Origin of the sequence: Paenarthrobacter sp. PAE-2, from assembly GCF_026013155.1 — a bacterium.
GTDB lineage: Bacteria > Actinomycetota > Actinomycetes > Actinomycetales > Micrococcaceae > Arthrobacter > Arthrobacter ureafaciens.
Window position 1 is genome coordinate 1 of record NZ_JAPDNV010000011.1, and the last position, 16,991, is coordinate 16,991.

At 63.3% G+C, this 16,991-nt stretch carries 19 protein-coding genes; 12 read left to right on the plus strand and 7 right to left on the minus strand.

The window, feature by feature from the left end; translation table 11 throughout:
- Positions 1–107: 107 nt before the first annotated feature.
- The 3 genes from OCL88_RS09040 to OCL88_RS09050 form a co-directional block, all read right to left on the minus strand.
- On the minus strand, positions 108–368 hold the full coding sequence (locus OCL88_RS09040) for a YegP family protein (protein WP_264962270.1): 261 nt from the start codon (positions 366–368) through the stop codon (positions 108–110).
- A 195-nt stretch (positions 369–563) separates the two neighbouring features.
- On the minus strand, positions 564–713 hold the full coding sequence (locus OCL88_RS09045; RefSeq protein ID WP_264962271.1) for a hypothetical protein: 150 nt from the start codon (positions 711–713) through the stop codon (positions 564–566).
- A gap of 78 nt (positions 714–791) precedes the next feature.
- Positions 792–1,538: a glucose 1-dehydrogenase gene (locus tag OCL88_RS09050; protein ID WP_264962362.1), complete on the minus strand. Its 747-nt coding sequence runs from the start codon at positions 1,536–1,538 to the stop codon at positions 792–794.
- Positions 1,539–1,739: 201 nt separating this feature from the next.
- Between OCL88_RS09050 and acsA the strand changes: the two genes are divergently transcribed.
- From acsA to OCL88_RS09095, 9 genes are all read left to right on the plus strand, one after another.
- Complete coding sequence (acsA, locus tag OCL88_RS09055; RefSeq protein WP_264962272.1) at positions 1,740–3,560, plus strand: acetate--CoA ligase; 1,821 nt, start codon at positions 1,740–1,742, stop codon at positions 3,558–3,560.
- Positions 3,557–4,573, plus strand: coding sequence for a pyruvate dehydrogenase (acetyl-transferring) E1 component subunit alpha (gene pdhA, locus OCL88_RS09060; RefSeq protein WP_264962273.1), 1,017 nt, complete (start codon positions 3,557–3,559; stop codon positions 4,571–4,573). The genes acsA and pdhA overlap by 4 nt, the downstream gene beginning before the upstream one ends.
- The gene (locus tag OCL88_RS09065; protein ID WP_264962274.1) at positions 4,554–5,531 is read left to right on the plus strand and encodes an alpha-ketoacid dehydrogenase subunit beta; all 978 of its coding nucleotides are present in this window, start codon (positions 4,554–4,556) and stop codon (positions 5,529–5,531) included. The genes pdhA and OCL88_RS09065 overlap by 20 nt, the downstream gene beginning before the upstream one ends.
- Positions 5,524–6,876 carry a dihydrolipoamide acetyltransferase family protein gene (locus OCL88_RS09070; protein ID WP_264962275.1) on the plus strand — a complete coding sequence of 451 codons (1,353 nt, stop codon included), beginning with the start codon at positions 5,524–5,526 and terminating at the stop codon, positions 6,874–6,876. Before OCL88_RS09065 ends, OCL88_RS09070 begins: the two co-directional genes overlap by 8 nt.
- The gene (locus OCL88_RS09075) at positions 6,873–7,127 is read left to right on the plus strand and encodes an acyl carrier protein (protein ID WP_069696460.1); all 255 of its coding nucleotides are present in this window, start codon (positions 6,873–6,875) and stop codon (positions 7,125–7,127) included. Before OCL88_RS09070 ends, OCL88_RS09075 begins: the two co-directional genes overlap by 4 nt.
- A 243-nt stretch (positions 7,128–7,370) precedes the next feature.
- The gene (locus OCL88_RS09080; protein WP_319951648.1) at positions 7,371–8,684 is read left to right on the plus strand and encodes a GAF domain-containing protein; all 1,314 of its coding nucleotides are present in this window, start codon (positions 7,371–7,373) and stop codon (positions 8,682–8,684) included.
- Between the two features lie 76 nt (positions 8,685–8,760).
- The gene (locus tag OCL88_RS09085) at positions 8,761–9,210 is read left to right on the plus strand and encodes a universal stress protein (protein WP_264962276.1); all 450 of its coding nucleotides are present in this window, start codon (positions 8,761–8,763) and stop codon (positions 9,208–9,210) included.
- Positions 9,211–9,228: 18 nt separating this feature from the next.
- Positions 9,229–9,777, plus strand: coding sequence for a flavodoxin family protein (locus tag OCL88_RS09090; RefSeq protein ID WP_264962277.1), 549 nt, complete (start codon positions 9,229–9,231; stop codon positions 9,775–9,777).
- A complete protein-coding gene (locus OCL88_RS09095) occupies positions 9,770–10,207 on the plus strand; it encodes a pyridoxamine 5'-phosphate oxidase family protein (protein ID WP_241650825.1) in 438 nt (145 codons plus the stop codon). The genes OCL88_RS09090 and OCL88_RS09095 overlap by 8 nt, the downstream gene beginning before the upstream one ends.
- 112 nt (positions 10,208–10,319) lie before the next feature.
- Here the strand turns inward: OCL88_RS09095 and OCL88_RS09100 are convergent, their stop codons facing one another.
- The 3 genes from OCL88_RS09100 to OCL88_RS09110 all read right to left on the minus strand — a co-directional run bounded on the left by OCL88_RS09100 (position 10,320) and on the right by OCL88_RS09110 (position 13,125).
- Positions 10,320–11,183: a universal stress protein gene (locus tag OCL88_RS09100; RefSeq protein ID WP_264962278.1), complete on the minus strand. Its 864-nt coding sequence runs from the start codon at positions 11,181–11,183 to the stop codon at positions 10,320–10,322.
- Positions 11,184–11,292: 109 nt separating this feature from the next.
- The gene (locus tag OCL88_RS09105) at positions 11,293–12,678 is read right to left on the minus strand and encodes an MBL fold metallo-hydrolase RNA specificity domain-containing protein (RefSeq protein WP_264962279.1); all 1,386 of its coding nucleotides are present in this window, start codon (positions 12,676–12,678) and stop codon (positions 11,293–11,295) included.
- A 75-nt stretch (positions 12,679–12,753) separates the two neighbouring features.
- Complete coding sequence (locus OCL88_RS09110; protein ID WP_227471368.1) at positions 12,754–13,125, minus strand: SPW repeat protein; 372 nt, start codon at positions 13,123–13,125, stop codon at positions 12,754–12,756.
- 233 nt (positions 13,126–13,358) lie between these two features.
- Here OCL88_RS09110 and OCL88_RS09115 point away from each other — a divergent pair, with 233 nt between their 5' ends.
- The gene (locus tag OCL88_RS09115; protein ID WP_021472156.1) at positions 13,359–14,054 is read left to right on the plus strand and encodes a response regulator; all 696 of its coding nucleotides are present in this window, start codon (positions 13,359–13,361) and stop codon (positions 14,052–14,054) included.
- Positions 14,055–14,090: 36 nt separating this feature from the next.
- Here OCL88_RS09115 and OCL88_RS09120 read toward each other — a convergent pair whose 3' ends face one another.
- Complete coding sequence (locus OCL88_RS09120) at positions 14,091–15,806, minus strand: GAF domain-containing sensor histidine kinase (protein ID WP_264962280.1); 1,716 nt, start codon at positions 15,804–15,806, stop codon at positions 14,091–14,093.
- Between the two features lie 161 nt (positions 15,807–15,967).
- On the opposite strand from OCL88_RS09120, the gene OCL88_RS09125 reads away from it, so the two are divergent.
- Positions 15,968–16,435, plus strand: a complete 468-nt coding sequence (locus OCL88_RS09125; protein WP_021472158.1) for a pyridoxamine 5'-phosphate oxidase family protein — start codon at positions 15,968–15,970, stop codon at positions 16,433–16,435.
- A gap of 86 nt (positions 16,436–16,521) precedes the next feature.
- Positions 16,522–16,986, plus strand: a complete 465-nt coding sequence (locus tag OCL88_RS09130; RefSeq protein WP_264962281.1) for a pyridoxamine 5'-phosphate oxidase family protein — start codon at positions 16,522–16,524, stop codon at positions 16,984–16,986.
- Positions 16,987–16,991: the final 5 nt, after the last annotated feature.

Consider the following 16,991-nt stretch of genomic DNA (forward strand, 5'->3'; position numbering starts at 1 on the left):
CTCGTCCTTTACATCACGCCACGCTGTTCACAACGTCCCTGGGAACTACACCTAGATCCTGTACGTCATGATGTCGGGACGCATGGTGCCCGCCATGGCGTGACAGTTCAATGCGGTGCCGCCAATGGCGTTGACCGCCGTCGCGGGGATGAGTGCGGGCCCGACGCCGAGGACCAGCGCGGAGCGGGCTTGGTGTGGTCTTCCACCAGGCCGGTACCTGCACATTCGCGCACGTCGAAGATGGCGATGGCTATCGACTGTTTGTCGTCGTAGGGGCCTGACTCGAGCAGGGTGTTTCCCCTGGGGCCAACAAGGCGGAACCGAAAGTGGGAATACGCATCGACGAAAACTTCGAAATGTCCAGACATGGTGGAACTCTCAACTAGAACGTCAACGCCCCTGCCCCGGTGGCGTGGGCGCGCTGGTGGTCGGAAGTCGTGGGCATCCGGGTCCCAAGGGTCTTGTGCCACCTATTCTTGACGGTTCCCGCCGATTGGATAAGGGACGAACGGCCCTGTTGCGGAAATCGGCCCTTGTCCGTAGCGACGGATGACCGGCATTGCTCAGAAGCCTGTGGGCTCGGTTTCAAGTTCGGGTTCATCGGGAAGGTATTCACGGTGCAGCGGTCGAAGGGCGGTCGTCGTGGGCAACCAGACGAGGCCGTCATAGCGTTGCCCCATGACGGTCGGGACGTAGTTGCCCCGTTCACGCACTTACTCTGTTCCGCTGGTGGCGGCCGTCAGGAGCCCCCGGACCTGCGTTCTGTACGCCGCCCATTGTCGGCCATGCCCTCAACCACGCTCCGGAACGGTAACCGTTCCGGCAGTATCGCCGCCGTCGATGACGAACTCGGCTCCGGTGACAAATGACGCCTCGTCCGAAGCGAGATAAAGAACAAGGTCGGCGACCTCACCGGGATGGCCCACCCGCCCCATCGCCACATGGCTCATGTCGATGGTCATTCCGGCGGTCATCGGCGTGGAGATAACACCGGGATGGACTGAGTTGACGCGGATGCCGTAGCGTCCCAAATCCAAGGCGGCACTCTTGCTGAGTCCCCGCACGCCGAACTTCGACGCCGTGTACCCGGGAATTTGTTCGTATCCGCGAATACCCGCAATGGAGGAAACGTTGATGATCGAGCCGCCCCTGGACTTTTTCAGGGCCGGTATCGAAGCCTTGATGCCGTTAAAGCAACCCGTCAGGTTCACGGCAATGATGGTGTTCCATTGGTCAAGGGTGTAATCCTCGATCGGGGCAGCATTGACGATTCCGGCATTGTTCACCAGGACATCCAGGCCACCGAATTCATTGACGGCGGTGGCCACTGCCGACTCCCAGTCATCGGGACGGGTGACATCCAAGCGCACCGCTACCGCCCCGGCCCCGATCCGCGCGGCTGTTTCCTTCGCCTCTTCATCCAGCACATCTCCGATCACCACCCTCGCCCCCTCCCCATGGAGGCGGGCGGCCACAGCGGCACCGATGCCCCGGGCGCCGCCACTGATCAGCACTACTTTGTCGATTAGACGTTCCATAATTGGGTTCTCCATTGCCGGATGGCCGCGTTGCTTCCGCGCGTCGCCATCGATGAACGCAGTTGCCATTTCATGCTCCATGGGAGCGTGTCCCGGCAACAGTGCCGAAAGTCACGGCCTGACCGCGGCGCGGCCGGCCATACCAGCGCCTCAGGACTTTCGACTCTGGCAGAGGCTCCGCGGGAGCAGTGGCATTGATCCATGAGCGCCCGAACAAGCCAATGGCCGCTGATCCGCAAGGACCTTTCCACCATGAAAGTCGCGCCGAACCTGCTGGACTATGAGCGAACACGGGCCACCTTTTCCTGGGACGATGCCCGCAGTGCGCTGACCGGGACCCCCGGGGGCGGGGTGAACATGGCCTTTGAAGCAGTGGACCGGCATGCTGCAGGGCCCCTCGCCGACCAGGACGCGCTGCGCTTCGTCCAAGGCACCGGGGAAGTCCTCAGCGTGAGCTATGGAGAACTGGCGGCGTCTTCGAACCGGTTCGCCAACGTTCTTCAGAGCCTGGGCGTGGCCAAGGGTGACCGGGTATTCTCGCTGATCGGCCGGACACCCGAGCTTTACACAGCCGTTGCGGGCACCTTGAAGAACGGGAGCGTTTTCTGTCCGCTGTTCTCCGCGTTCGGCCCGGAACCCGTAAAGCAGCGCCTGCTGCTGGGCGAGGGGAAAGTACTTGTCACCACCCGGGCGCTCTATCGCAAGAAGATCGTGCCCATCCGGGACGCCCTCCCCGAACTGAGGCACGTGTTGCTGACAGACTGCGAAGGCACACCGGACCCGGGCACGGAAGACCTCACGGTGCTGATGCGCGAGGCATCCGCGGACTTCACCCTCCGGCCCACGCAGGCCGGGGATATGGCGTTGCTGCACTTCACCAGCGGAACCACCGGCACTCCCAAAGGTGCCGTACACGTTCACGACGCCGTCACAGCGCACTACATGACCGGACAGTATGCCCTGGATTTTCACCCCGGCGATATCTATTGGTGTCCGGCGGACCCCGGGTGGGTGACCGGAACTTCCTACGGCATCATCTCGCCTTTGGCGCACGGACTGACCACGGTTGTGGACCAGGAAGAAATGGACATCGACCGTTGGTACCGGATATTGCAAAATGAGTCGGTAACCGTCTGGTACACCGCCCCGACTGCCTTGAGAATGCTCATGAAGGCCGGTGCCGACCGTGCCAGGGACTACGACCTGTCAGCATTGCGTTTCATCGCCAGCGTCGGAGAGCCGTTGAATCCGGAGGTGGTGATGTGGGGCCGGGAAGCATTCGGTCTGCCGATCCACGACAATTGGTGGCAGACCGAAACCGGCGGAATCATGATCTCCAACTACGCTGCCATGGACATCCGCCCTGGCTCCATGGGCAAGCCCCTGCCCGGAATCGATGCCGCGCTGGTTCTGCGGGACGAGGATGACCGCCCGGTTCTCCGCGATGGGGAAGCGGTCCTCGTGGAGACGCCGGACACCATCGGCGAACTGGCGCTGAAGCCCGGATGGCCGTCAATGTTCCGGGGGTACCTGAACGAGGAAGAGCGCTACCGCAAGTGCTTCGCGGGTGGCTGGTACCTCACCGGGGACCTGGCCAAGCGCGATGAAGACGGCTACTTCTGGTTCGTCGGCCGCGGCAACGACGTCATCAAGTCCTCGGGGCATCTGATTGGCCCGTTCGAGGTGGAAAGCTGCCTGCTGGAGCATGAGGCAGTGGCTGAAGCGGGGGTGATTGGTGTCCCGGACGCTGTTGCCGGTGAGCTCGTCATGGGGTTTGTGGAGCTCAAATCCGGCGTTGAGCCGACTGAGGACGTCCGTCGCGACATTGTGGCTTTCAGCCGCAGGCGTCTGGGGCCTGCCGTTGCTCCGAAGTCCATTGAGTTCAGCGCCGACCTGCCGAAGACGCGCAGCGGGAAGATTCTCAGGCGGCTTTTGAAGGCACGGTTCCTGGGGCTGCCTGAAGGCGATACGTCAACGCTTGAGCCCTCCGGCACGGACGCCCGCCAAGGGAGGCTGTCATGAGGGACCCGATGTCGGCCCCGCCCGGCAGGCTGGACCGCGAAGAAGGGCTCCGACTCCTTCGCCAGATGCTCCGCGTACGCAGGCTTGAGGAACAATGCGTTGAGCTGTACAGCGCATCCCGGATCCGGGGTTTCCTCCACGTCTACATAGGTGAGGAAGCCGTCGCTGCCGGGGTGATGGAGACGCTGGGCCCGGAGGATGCCGTTGTTGCAACCTACCGCGAGCACGGCCACGCGCTGCTGCGCGGCGTGGATGCAGGCCGCATCCTGGCGGAGATGTACGGGTGCATCGAAGGTTGCTGCCGGGGAAGGGGCGGCTCCATGCACCTCTTCGATGCCGCCACGAATTTCTACGGTGGCAACGCGATTGTTGCCGGCGGGCTTCCCCTGGCTGTTGGTCTGGCACTTGCCAACAAACTGCAGGGCAAGGAGGGTGTCAGCGTCTGCTTTTTTGGCGAGGGGGCAGTAGCCGAGGGCGAATTCCACGAGAGCCTGAACCTGGCAGCGTTGTGGCAGCTGCCGGTCCTGTTCTGCTGTGAAAACAACCTCTACGCCATGGGCACCGCTTTGGGGCGCTCGCAATCGCAGACGGACATCGCGCTCAAGGCCGCTGGCTACGGGATTCCGGCGTGGGCTGTGGACGGAATGGATGTTAGGGCGGTCAAAGAGGCGTCCCGTCGAGCAGTGGATGCGGTCCGTTCAGGAGACGGGCCGCACTTCCTGGAGTTCCGTACATACCGGTTCCGCGCGCACTCGATGTTCGACCCGGAGCGTTACAGGGACAAAGCCGAAGTCGCCAGGTGGCAGGAGAGGGACCCTGTCCTGTTGCTGCGCTCGGCCCTGGACGCAAACGGCGACCTTTCCGAGGAAGCCTGGAAGGAGCTCCAATCCGCCGTCGACGCCGAGGTGGCCGCCGCCGTCGAGTTCGCAGAAAAGGGGACCTTGGAACCGGTGGAGCAACTGACCCGCTTTGTCTACAGCGAAGGGGGAGACGGTGAAAACAAGCTACCGTGAGGCGCTCCGGGAAAGTATCCGTGATGCCCTGCAGCGCGATGACAGGGTGTTCCTCATGGGGGAGGACGTGGGTGCCTACGGCGGTTCATTTGCCGTCAGCCTCGGCCTGCTGGAGGAGTTCGGCCCTGAGCGCATCCGGGATACGCCACTTTCCGAGTCGGCCTTCGTCGGCGCCGGTATTGGTGCGGCACTGGGCGGAATGCGTCCCATTGTGGAGATCATGACCGTCAACTTCAGCCTCCTGGCCCTGGACCAGATCGTCAACAATGCAGCTTCGCTGCTGCACATGTCCGGTGGCCAGTTCCACGTTCCCCTCGTGATCCGGATGACGACCGGAGCGGGCCGGCAACTTGGCGCCCAACATTCGCACAGCCTCGAAGGCTGGTACGCGCACATCCCCGGCGTGAAGATCCTGGCCCCGGCCACTCTCGAGGATGCCAGGGGCATGCTCTGGACCGCCCTGGAAGACCCGGATCCTGTGCTGATTTTTGAGCATGGATCCCTGTACAACGTCGCGGGGGAACTCAGTGACGACGCCGGACCGGTTGACATCAGCTCGGCCGCCTTGCGCCGCAGGGGCAGCGACGTCTCCCTCATTACCTATGGCGGCACCCTTCCAATGGTCCTGGACGCCGCACGGCAGCTTGCAGCAGAGGGCATCGAAGCCGATGTCCTGGATCTGCGGTCCCTGAGGCCATTGGACGAAAAGGCGATAGTGGAAACCGTGTCCCGGACCGGAAAGGCCGTGGTGGTTGACGAGGGCTGGCGCAGCGGGAGCATTTCTGCCGAGATCATCGCCCGCATCATGGAACGTGCCTTTTATGAGCTCGATGCTCCGGTGGCCCGGGTGTGCAGCGCGGAAGTGCCCATTCCCTACTCCAAGCATCTGGAGCTGGCTGCCCTGCCTTCTGTGGAGAAGGTCGTAGCCGCCGTGAAAGAAACGATGGGCCATGGTTGATTTCCTCATGCCTTCCCTCGGCGCGGACATGGACCACGGAAAGATCGTCGAATGGTTGGTCAAGCCCGGTGACTACGTCCGCCGCGGCGACATTGTGGCTGTGGTCGATACGGACAAAACAGTCATGGACGTGGAGACCTTTCACGAGGGAGTTGTTTCCGAGCTCCTGACCGGGATCGGTGAGACAGTCCCGGTTGGCACGCCCCTGGCGAGGATCACCCCCACGCCGGCGGAAACCGCACCGGTTCAGCGGGCAGAGGCCCAGAAGCCATCAAGCAGGCCTGCGCCGACCCCTCCAGTCCGGCACTTGGCCCACCGTCTGGGAGTGGAAGCCTCGGAGGTGCACGGCACCGGGAAGGACGGCAGGGTCACCCGGGCGGACGTCGAACATGCTGTGACCGCCGGAATACGGAAAGAGGTAAAGTCCTCGCCCAGGGCCAGGCGCCTGGCGCATGAATCGAACGTGGACATGGCACTGGTCACCGGAACCGGTCCCGGTGGCGCCGTGACCGAGGCCGACGTCAGGCGCTACCTCCTGCAATCACCTGACGGCAGCACGACAGTCCAGCCAGGGGACGCACCCGGTACTGCCGGGCCCCCGGAAAGCGGGGGACAGCCGCCAAACAATCCGCCCGCCGGTCCGGCGGCCGGTCCGCCGGTTCTGCACGACACGGCGGAACGGGCCGATACTTTGCGGCGCGCCATCGGGACGCTGATGGCACGGTCGAAGAAAACCGTCCCGCATTACTACCTGACTGAGACCCTGGACCTTGAACACGCCGTCCAGTGGATGACGGCTGCCAATACACAGAGGGCGGTGGCAGACCGTTTGGTGGCCTCCGTGCTGTTGCTTAAAGCAGCTGCTGTGGCGGCCCGCGATGTTCCTGAAGTGAATGGGTTTTTCCAGTACGGAGAGTTCAAGCCGGCTCCATCAGTGCATCTGGGAGTAGCAGTTGCTCTCAGGCGCGGAGGGCTCGTGGCCCCGGCCATCCATGACGCTGACACCTTGTCCTTGGATGAACTCATGAAACGGCTCAAGGACCTGGTGAGCCGTGCCCGGTCGGGTCGTTTGCTGCGCGCCGAGATGGCCGACCCCACGGTCACTGTCACCAACCTTGGCGATTTGGGCGTGGAGAGCGTCTATGGCGTGATCTATCCGCCACAGGTGGCGATGATCGGAATCGGCCGCGTGAGCGAACAGGCTTGGGCGCGGAACGGAATGCTGGGGATCCGCCACGTTGCGGTTGCCACGCTGTCCGCCGATCACAGGGTCAGCGATGGCCTGCGGGGTGCGCGATTCCTGAACCGCATGAATGAGCTGCTGCAGGAACCGGAGGAGCTATGACCCACGATGAAGCACGCGATGCCGTCCAAGCCGCCCTGGGCGTGGTTGCGCCGGACATAGACCTGGACGAGGTTGAAGGCCGATCCCGTCTTCGCCAGGATCTTGAGTTGGATTCCCTGGATTTCCTGAGGTTGGTGGAAACCTTGGACGTTCAGACAGGCGTCAACATTCCGGAAAGCGACTACCCCAAAGTCGGTACCGTGGACGGACTCATCGACTATCTTGCCTCCGGCGGTGCAGGGGACCGGTAGTCCGGGGCGGGCTGTGGCACCCAGGCCCATGGCTTCCGGAGTCCACCGGTTATGGCTAGCATGGCCTTGAGTACTCGATTCCGCATGCGCCTGCGGATGAGGGGCCGCCCGGTTAACGGCAGAAGCTGAACTTGATGTTGTCCGATCGGTTCTGCTGCTGCGTGATATGAATCGTTGCGTTCCGGATCTTGGGGACCGTAAACTGGCTGGATTTGCGCGTTGGCCGGTTCAGGAGGTCCGGACATGGAAGGCACAGAGGGCTGGACTTCCCCTATGAAGGGCCGGGTCGACTTGCTGCTCAGGGAGTTCGTGGCCCGTGCAGACGAATTGCTCCATGCCCAGGAGCAGATGAACGGCCTGCTGGCAGCCGTTGTGTCCATTGCCGAGGACTTGAGCCTTGAAGCGGTCCTTGACCGCGTCGTGAATTCTGCCTGCCTCCTGCTGGATGCGCGGTTCGGGGCGCTGGGGGTGATAGGTGAGGACCAGCGCCTTAGCCATTTCATCACCGTCGGTATCGATGTGGAAGGGATCAGGTCGATCGGGGACCTGCCCACCGGGCACGGGGTACTGGGACACCTGATCAGGGAACCTGCGCCCTTGCGCCTGCATGACCTTGGAAAGCATCCGATGGCGGTTGGCTTTCCGCCGCACCATCCGCCCATGAAGACTTTTCTTGGCGTACCCATCCGGGTGCGTGACACGGTGTTCGGCAACCTGTACCTCACCGAAAAGAAAGACGGCCAGGATTTCACGCGCGCTGACGAGGACCTGGCGGTAGCACTCGCGGCAGCAGCAGGCGTCGCTATCCAAAATGCCCGGCTTTTCGATGAGAGCAACCGTCGGTGGCGTTGGTTGGAGGCCGGCATGGAGCTCGCCAGCCGGCTGATTGCCGGACAGCCCGACGGCGGCCAGACGGACCTTGATCGCGTGGGGGAAGCTGCCGTGCATGTTTCGGACTCAGTCTTGGCGGTGATTGCCGTTCCGGACCCGGAGGGGACTCTGCGTTGCCGGTCCGCGGTGGGAGTCCAAGGGATGTACGCGGGCCAGGAGTTACCGGGTTCCGAGGTAGTCGATGCCGTGCAGGAATCCGGCCAGTCACGCCTTATCCATGATGCTTCCACGGCATTGGGAGTAGGCATGTCGGAGAAACTTGGCACTGTGCTTGTGTCTGCGCTGGGCCACCGTGGCACGGACAACGGAGTGCTGATGCTCGCAAGGGCCGCGGGAGCCCCTGCCTTCACGCATTCAGACCTTGAATCCAGTGCTTTGTTCAGCAGCAGGATCGGTTTGGCGCTGGACCTTGCCCGGGCCAGTGCCCGGAGGGAACAGAACGTAGTGTCGTCAGATCGCGAGCGGATCGCCCGTGACCTGCACGACCTGGTGATCCAGCGCTTGTTCGCCGCTGGGCTTGGGATCCAGAACCTCAAGAGATTCGTCGACGACCCGGCCGGACATGAACGGATGCATGCCGTCTCCCGGGAACTCGACGGCATCATCCACGCCCTGCGGGCCACCATTGAAGAGCTCCGCGCCGATCCGCCGGGAGAGGCGGAGTGACTTTCGGCCCTGTTGCTTACCATCCCGCCGGGTGATCCTGACCTGACCGGAACGCGAGACAAGCAGGAGGCCAAGGATGCACCAGGAGACCCCGGGCAGCGGGATCGTCGTGGGAGTTGATGGATCCGAGGCGTCCATCGCCGCGCTGCGTGAGGCCCGCCGGCTTGCTGATGCCACGGGGCAGACTATGGAGGCCACTGCGTTCTGGGAGTATCCCCAAGTAGTTGACGGCTACGTTGCCGTAGGAATCGGTCGTTTCGAAGATGCCGCGGCCGAGATATTGCAGCAGTCGGTGGAGAAGGCCTTCGGCCCGGCCCTCCCGGACAATGTGGTGACCCGCCTTGTACGAGGCCATCCCCGGCAGGGGCTCATAGAGGCCAGCCGGAACGCCGGCATGGTGGTGGTGGGGCGTCGGGGGCATGGTGGTTTTGGCGGCCTCCTGCTGGGGTCGGTCAGCTCGGCATGTGTTGCCCACGCCCATTGCCCTGTCCTCGTGGTGCATGCACCGGAAACAGACGTCCACTAGGGAACAGCAGGGGGAGCAATGGAAGCTTTAGTGATCTACGAGTCGATGTACGGCAACACCCGGCGGGTCGCGGAGGCCATTGCCGGCGGACTGGGTGGGACAGTTGCTGCCAGCGTCGTCCCGGTCGGTGATGTTGACGATGGACGGATCATCGGGTGTGATCTTTTGGTCGTTGGCGGCCCGACGCACGTTCACGGCATGAGCAGGCCCTCAACCCGGCGACGGGCAGCCGACGTCGGATCCGCCACCGGAGTACTCGACGTGGGTACTCAGATCAACGTAGGCGTCCGCGAATGGTTGGCGGCAACCCACGCGGCTGTGCCCGGGCAGAACGCAGTGGCCTTCGATACGCGGAACCATGGCCTGGAAATCATCACCGGCAGCGCGGCGCGGGGTATCAGCGAAGGCCTGCGCAAAGCCGGATTCCAGCTCCTGGCAGATGGTGAGAGCTTCGAAGTAGGTCCCGGACCAGCAGTGGACCAGGAGGAAATTGACCGGGCCTCCCGTTGGGGCGCTGAACTGGCGCAATTACTTGTAGAACAACAGACCGGAGAAAATGATGAATGAGACGCAGCCTGCCCGACTCGATGGAGCCCGCCACGTCAGCGAAGAATTATCCCCCGAGCGCTGCTGGGAGCTGTTGCGGTCCGAAGAAACAGGCCGGGTGGGCTTTGTGCACCATGGCCGCGTGATGATTCTTCCGGTGCATTACCTGGTCCGTGACCACGCCATCTATTTTCGGACGGCTCCTTCCGGTTTCATTGGAGAACCGTCGGCCCGGCTCCAGACGTCCTTCCAGGTCGACCACACCTGGCCGGACCGGAGCGAAGGCTGGTCGGTACTGGTCAGCGGGCCCTCCTCCCACGTCTTGGAAGAAGAAACCATCAAGGAGCTATGGGGCAAAGTGATGCCCGAACCGTGGGCCGGCGGTGAACGGACTCTGTTTATCCGCATCCAGGCCGACCTCATCTCCGGACGCCATGTGCACTTGAGCTAGGATCCGTGCCCACTCAAACTCCCGTCCACCCAAACTCCCAGCCCACGAAAAAACCGGCTGTCCCTTGCTGGTGACCAGCAAGGGACAGCCGGCTTTGCGTGGGGACGCCGGGTCAGCCCTTGTGCTTGACCGGCTTCACCCTGGTGATGATGGTCGGGCACGGCAGTTTCGCAAGAACAGCGTGTGCGGTGGAACCAAGCATCAGGCGTTTGAAACTGCCGCGGCCACGGCTGCCGACAACCAGCATAGATGCGGTTTTTGCAGCTCCCAGCAGTGCCTCGGCCGGGCTTCTGTCCGTCTGCAGAACTTGGTGGACCGTGAGGTCCGGGTAGGTATCGGCCAAGCCGGCCACCGTCTCGGCGAGCACCACCCGTTCTTCTTCCTCGATGATGCCGTTGAAGTCACCGCCCGGCATCCCCCGGCTGAGCCACGGATCCGGGAGCCGGAAGGCGTGCAGCACGGTCAGTTCCTGCCCTGTCCGGTCGGCCTCGGCAGCGGCGAAGCCCACCGCCTGGATGGATTCTTCGGACCCGTCCGCCCCGACCAGCACGCCTTGGCGGGTGCTGAGGTCATGTTCGCCGATCACGGCCACCGGGCACTGCGCGACCGCCGCGACCTGGAGCGCACGGTCGGTCAGTGAACCACCAACCCAGCTGTGACCGGAACCGATCACCACCATGGAGGCCTTCTTGGACTTTTTCCGCAGCGAGTAACCGGGTGCGCCGTGGACCAGATCCGTGCTGAGGCTTACCGTAGGTTCCATCTTGGCGGCTCGGTCCTTGGCATCTGAAAGGAGGGCAGCGCCGGAGTTGCGGATCCAGTCGTTGTAGCCAACAGCGTCATAAGCCCACCTGTCGTCCACGGCATGGACAAGGAGGACGGGCAACTTCAGCGCGGCGGCCCGGTGCATCGCCCAACGCATTGCTGCTTCACTGCTGGGAGAGTCGCCGACACCGACGACAATGGCCTCACTCATGACTGATCCTCACCTTCTGAAGGTCGCCCGGTCGCGACGCCGGGTCGTGTCACTCCAGTCTTGACCAGCGCTGATGTGATGTTTAGGGCCCTAAGTCCCGGAGCAGGGCCTAATCCGGATCGTTCAAGCTGATCGTCTCCAGGTATTCGGGAACGCGGGCCTTCCAGCCCAGCTCGTGTTTTATGCGCAACCGCAAAGCATCCGATGCCTCCGGCTCGCCGTGCGTGATGTACGTCATCCGCGGGGCCTGCGGCGCCGTGCGCATCCACCTGATGATGGCATCGGCGTCGGCATGGGCGCTGTAGCCTTCCAGTTGCACAACCTCGGCCCGGATATGGACGTCCCGGCCGTAGATGCGAAGGTCGCGAATTCCTGCCGCGAGGGTGGCTCCCCGCGTCCCGCCGGCCTGATAGCCGCTCAGGACCACCGTGTTCCTTGGATCCCCGCCGTATGCCTCAATGTGATGGAGGACCCGGCCGCCCGTGAGCATCCCGCTGGCAGAGATGATGATCATGGGCCCTCCCCGAAGGTTCAGGAGCTTGGAATCATCGGCAGTGCGGGTCATGGTGGCCAGCTGGTACATGGCATTGAATTCTTCGGGCTTGAGGCGATGCTCCTCCGGGTGCTGTTGGTACATGTAGGACGCATCAATGGCCATCGGACTGTTGAGATAGATGGGGACCTCGGGTATAGCGCCTTTCCGTCGGAGCCGCGCCAACTGCAGCAGGAGCGTTTCCGCCCTGCCGACGGCGAAGGCAGCTATCAGAACGACGCCGCCCCGTTTCACCGTGCGCTTCACCACATCACCTAATTCGCTTTCGGCATCGCCCGGCGGGTGCTGCCGGTTCCCGTAGGTCGATTCGGTGACGAGCACGTCAACGGCTTCCAGGTCCCGGGGTGGGTACATGAAGGGATCATCCGCGCGGCCAAGATCACCGGTGAAATGCACCGAGGCGTTGCCGGCCTGGAGCCGGATCTGGGCCGCGCCAAGGATATGGCCGGCTGGTACGAATACCGCTTCGAAGCCGGTTCCTATCTGCAAGGGAGTGTCGAAGTCGACGGGGCGGAAACTCTGCAGTGACCGCGTCGCATCCAAGGCGGTGTACAGGGGCAGCACGGGGTCGTGCTGGGAGGAACCGGCACGTGCGGCATGCCTCGCTTCCTCTTCCTGGAGGTGACCGCTGTCCGTCAACAGGAGCTTGGAGAGTTGGCTCGTGCCTTCCGTGCTGTAGACCGGGCCGCGGAAGCCGTCCCTGACCAGCAGGGGAAGGTACCCGGTGTGGTCAAGGTGGGCATGGGTCAGGAGGACTGCGTCGATCGACGACGGGCTTACCGGGAACGGCCTGCGGTTGCGTTCCCGGAGGCGTTTGTACCCTTGGAAGAGACCGCAGTCCACCAGCACGCGGGTGCCTTGGTGGTCGAGGAGGTACCTGGATCCTGTCACTGTATCTGTAGCCCCCAGGAACCTGAGGCTGGCAACGCCGCTGTTCTTCATCGTTCCTCCCGGACCTCCGTTGGACAGGAAAAATCCGGCGCAGCGGAGTCCGCAGCGCCGGATGTGCTATTTGGTTCAGGGTGCCGCTGCAACGTGGTGGTGCCGGTATTCCTCGGTGCTTGGCCTGATGGCAAAGGCTGTGACAACCAGGGCGACTGCCCCGGCGATCCATGCCGTCCAGGCTGCTCCGGTAGCCGAGGTGTAGTTGCCCAGCCAGGGGGCCAGCAGCAGGACTACGGCCACCAGTGCTTGTGCCCACTCAACAACCGGCATTCCCGGGAGGGCGAGGTTGATGGCTCCGCTGATGACCAGCAGGACACCTAAGGTGACCATCATCGCCGTCGACATTCCTGTTTGGGAGGTCCAGAGGACCGACAGCGCCGTGTAGGCGCCTGCTGCGACAACAACGTAATCCTGCCATCGCGTCCACTTTTTCATGGGGATCATGCTCCTTCATTTCCTTGATACCGGAAGCAACCGTTACGTCCCCGGTATCCTGTAGTTCCAGATTCCCCTTCCACCGGTCTGCGCAACAGGGCCGAAAGTCACCGCCCGCGTAGGCCTTTGGTCCCTTGCTTGGATCAGGTGGGCAGACAAGAATCGGAATGCACCACGCAGGTGCAGAATCCACTACATGGGTTGAGGCTATAGGCGCACGCTGTGCGCCGGACGGGAGGGTCATGTTCGCGGACGCGCCCGCTACGAGCGGCGACCACACTCCCGGAGTTCTGCGGGTCTTCATCCTTGACGACCATGAATTGGTACGGCGGGGCCTGCAGGAGCTGTTGGAAAACGAAGGCTTCCTGGTAGTCGGGATGTCGGGTTCGGCAGAGGAGGCGGCCCGAAGGATCCCGGCGTTGCGGCCGGACATTTCGGTCCTGGACGCGCGCTTGCCGGACGGCACCGGCATTGAGGTATGCCGCAACGTCCGGTCGGTCGATCCGTCGCTGAACTGCGTTATTCTCACCAGTTACGACGACGAGCAGGCCCTCAGGGGCGCGATCATCGCCGGCGCGGCCGGCTACATACTCAAGGAAATTGGCGGTAGCGACCTGCTGGGTGCACTGCGGCGCGCGGCGCACGGAGAATCCCTGTTCGACGAGGCGGTGAAGGCCCGGGTTGTGCAGGGGCTCACCGAACCCAAACGGGACGATCCCAGGCTGGCGGCACTGACGCCCCAGGAGCGGAGGGTCCTGAAGTTCGTCGGCGAAGGCCTGACCAACCGGCAAATCGGAGAAGAGATGCTGCTGGCAGAGAAGACCGTCAAGAACTACGTGTCCTCCCTGCTGGCCAAGTTGGGATTCGAACGCCGGACGCAGGCGGCGGTCTACATGGCGCATAGCCCCGACGAAGCCGACGGCGGGCCCGCGCACTGAGTCAGCCGCGCACTGTGTCAGCCGCGCACCGGACGGTCAGCGCAGTGGAACGGACCACGTCAACGATGTGCCGTCGCCCGGGGTGCTCGTGACGGCACAGGAACCATTGAGATCGGCTGCCCTCTTTGCCATGTTGGCCAGGCCGTTTCCTGAACCGGGATGGCTGAAGCCCCGGCCGTCATCTTTGACTTCCACAGTCAGTGCATCGGCCGTCATGCCGACGGTGACGTTGATGGTTTGTGCGTCCGAGTGCCGCACCGCGTTGCTCAAGGCCTCGGAGATGACTGCCAGCAAGTGCTCGATGACGATCTCGTCCTCCACCACGTCAAGGGCCCCGATCAGGGTGAGGTGGGGCGCGAACGGGAGCGAGGCCGATGCCGACTGCACCGTCTCGACAATCCGGCTGCTGACCAATTGGCGGCCGGCAGCAGCTGCCCGCAGTGAATAGATGGTGTTGCGCAGGTCCCGGATGCTGGAATCGAGCTGATCAGTGATGGCGTCGATCCGGTCCGGAGCTTCAGGGGCTGTGGTGTAGCGCCGCAGGCTCTGGATGCTCAGTCCTGCCGCGAACAGTCTTTGGATGACAAGGTCATGCAGGTCCCGTGCGATCCGGTCCCTGTCGGTGGAGACCACCGACTCTTCCCGATACCTTCGGATTCTGTCCAAGGCAAGGGCCAAGGCTACGTGCGAACCGAACACAGCGGACATTTCCACATCCGTTTGCCTGAACGGTTCGGAGTCGGAGTCCCGCACCGAGACCAGCAGGCCATAGTGGGTTCCTTGGGCGCTCAGGTCCACGGCCAGCAATTTTGCGGGGTTGGATGGCACGCCCGGGCCGAGGAAGTTCCAAGGGTCATCCACGGCGGTGCTTCGCCCCGTGAGAACAATGTCCTTCATCCCGGTCGGACCGACTGTCAGCTTCCGGCCCCTCAGATCGCCGGCCCCCTTGCCGACGGCAGCCGCCACCGTGTAAGTACCTTTCCTGTCTGCCGGAGTCAGCGCGAGTGCCACCCGGCCATCCGTCAGGCGGGCCGCAGCCTCAGCGACGACGCGGAAAGCAGCGTGCTCGGTGTGGTCCTCCCTGCTGTCCTCCAGCAGGTAGCCGGTGGCATCCATGCAGGCCTCCAGCCAGGATGCCCGCCGTTGGGCGTCCTCGTACAGGCGGGCGTTCTCAATCGCCACGCCCGCGGCCGCGGCAAGCGCCACAGCCAGGTCCTCGTCCTCGGGAGTGAAGTCCTCTCCACCTTCCTTTTCCGTGAGGTAAAGATTCCCGAAGACGGCGTCGCGGACCCTGATGGGTACTCCGAGGAACGATTTCATCGGCGGATGATGTGCGGGAAATCCGTAGGATTTGGGATGTTGCCGCAGGTCATGCAGGCGCAGGGGTGCAGGCCCTGTGATGAGGAGCCCCAGTACTCCGTGGCCGGTCGGAAGCGGACCAATGCGCTCGGCGAGTTCCTGGTCGATACCGACGGTGACGAAGTGGCTGAGGCTGCTGTCCTCGCCGATGATGCCGAGCGCTCCGTAGCGGGCATGAAGCAAGTGGCACGCCGAATCGACCACGCGTTTCAGGACCGTTTCCAGGCTCAGTTCTCCGGCAACGGTCACCACAGCTTCGAGCAAGCCCCTGGTCCGTTCCTCGGCCATGAGCAGTTCGTCCGCCCGGGACATGAAGGTCCGCAACAGTGCCTCAAGGGGAATGGCGGCCGCCGGTGGTTCGTCCGGTGACGACTGGTAAGGGTGGCTCATCATCGTCTTTCCACGGTGCCGGCCAGGGAGTGCGGCGCCGTCGTGCAAAGATTACTCCGGACCCGACGGCGCTGGCGATACTGTTGCGGACGGGACGGGACGGGACGGGAGGGGCGGGCCTTTCTACCCTGTCCAACCGCACTTTCCGGATTTACCGTCTAGCCATGGACAAGCGTGCAGTACCCGAAATCGAAAACCTCGACGTCAAGCAGTGCTGGGAGTTGCTTCGAAGCGTGTCGGTGGGACGGCTGGCCGTCTGGGCCGGCGACCATCCGGACATCTTCCCCATCAACTACAAGGTGGATCACGGGACCTTGGTCTTCCGGACGGGTGAGGGGACAAAACTCCACACAGTCTTGGGGGCCACCCCGGTAGCCGTAGAGGCCGACGGCGTGGACACCGCTTCGGGGGTGGCGTGGAGCGTGGTGCTCAAAGGAAAGGCCGAAAGCATCAAGCTGACCCAGGACGTCCTTGACACGGTCGGACTGCTGCTTTTCCCGTGGCAGGCAGGCCGCAAGGACCACTTCATCCGGGTTGTTCCGACGTCGATGACCGGGCGTCGCTTCAAAATCACCGAGCCGTTGACCTGGTGGAGCCCTCTGGATGATGCCACCCGCGCCGGACTTGAGTGACTTCCCGGCCCGGCGGTCCGGGACCTAAGGGCGGTCCGGGACCTACGGCCCTAACGGGGGCGCCCCGGCACGGTTAGCGTCAGGGCATGGAATCGACCCCACACACAGCCATCGAACGCCTGGATCCCGAAGAATGCTGGGCGCTTCTTGGCCAAACAAACGTTGGCCGCCTGGCTGTCCTGGTTGAGGGGCATCCTGACATCTTCCCCGTGAACTACGTCCTTGACGGTCAGGGAATCGTCTTCCGCACGGGCGCCGGAACAAAGTACTGGAGCGCCATGAAAGCGCCAACCGCCCTTGAGATCGACGGATTCGAGGCCGGAGCGTCAAAGGCTTGGAGCGTCGTCGCCAGGGGACGGGCAGCAGTCATCCTGGAACGCCACGAACTCGCGGAGGCTGAGGCGCTGGACCTTGAGCCGTGGCAGGCCGGAAGTAAAAACCACTACGTCAGGATCATTCCGGAATCCATCACTGGCAGGCGTTTCACCACTACCCGTCCGGATATCTGGAAAGCACCACTCAATGACGCCCGTAGGGAATCATTCCGCTGACGGGC

Excerpts from the sequence above, each read along its gene's own strand:
- OCL88_RS09040 (WP_264962270.1), bottom strand. The coding sequence starts at position 368 with ATGTCTGGACATTTCGAAGTTTTCGTCGATGCGTATTCCCACTTTCGG.
- OCL88_RS09050 (WP_264962362.1), bottom strand. The coding sequence starts at position 1,538 with ATGGAACGTCTAATCGACAAAGTAGTGCTGATCAGTGGCGGCGCCCGG.
- acsA (WP_264962272.1), top strand. The coding sequence starts at position 1,740 with ATGAGCGCCCGAACAAGCCAATGGCCGCTGATCCGCAAGGACCTTTCC.
- pdhA (WP_264962273.1), top strand. The coding sequence starts at position 3,557 with ATGAGGGACCCGATGTCGGCCCCGCCCGGCAGGCTGGACCGCGAAGAA.
- OCL88_RS09070 (WP_264962275.1), top strand. The coding sequence starts at position 5,524 with ATGGTTGATTTCCTCATGCCTTCCCTCGGCGCGGACATGGACCACGGA.
- OCL88_RS09075 (WP_069696460.1), top strand. The coding sequence starts at position 6,873 with ATGACCCACGATGAAGCACGCGATGCCGTCCAAGCCGCCCTGGGCGTG.
- OCL88_RS09080 (WP_319951648.1), top strand. The coding sequence starts at position 7,371 with ATGGAAGGCACAGAGGGCTGGACTTCCCCTATGAAGGGCCGGGTCGAC.
- OCL88_RS09085 (WP_264962276.1), top strand. The coding sequence starts at position 8,761 with ATGCACCAGGAGACCCCGGGCAGCGGGATCGTCGTGGGAGTTGATGGA.
- OCL88_RS09090 (WP_264962277.1), top strand. The coding sequence starts at position 9,229 with ATGGAAGCTTTAGTGATCTACGAGTCGATGTACGGCAACACCCGGCGG.
- OCL88_RS09095 (WP_241650825.1), top strand. The coding sequence starts at position 9,770 with ATGAATGAGACGCAGCCTGCCCGACTCGATGGAGCCCGCCACGTCAGC.
- OCL88_RS09100 (WP_264962278.1), bottom strand. The coding sequence starts at position 11,183 with ATGAGTGAGGCCATTGTCGTCGGTGTCGGCGACTCTCCCAGCAGTGAA.
- OCL88_RS09105 (WP_264962279.1), bottom strand. The coding sequence starts at position 12,678 with ATGAAGAACAGCGGCGTTGCCAGCCTCAGGTTCCTGGGGGCTACAGAT.
- OCL88_RS09110 (WP_227471368.1), bottom strand. The coding sequence starts at position 13,125 with ATGATCCCCATGAAAAAGTGGACGCGATGGCAGGATTACGTTGTTGTC.
- OCL88_RS09115 (WP_021472156.1), top strand. The coding sequence starts at position 13,359 with ATGTTCGCGGACGCGCCCGCTACGAGCGGCGACCACACTCCCGGAGTT.
- OCL88_RS09120 (WP_264962280.1), bottom strand. The coding sequence starts at position 15,806 with ATGATGAGCCACCCTTACCAGTCGTCACCGGACGAACCACCGGCGGCC.
- OCL88_RS09125 (WP_021472158.1), top strand. The coding sequence starts at position 15,968 with ATGGACAAGCGTGCAGTACCCGAAATCGAAAACCTCGACGTCAAGCAG.
- OCL88_RS09130 (WP_264962281.1), top strand. The coding sequence starts at position 16,522 with ATGGAATCGACCCCACACACAGCCATCGAACGCCTGGATCCCGAAGAA.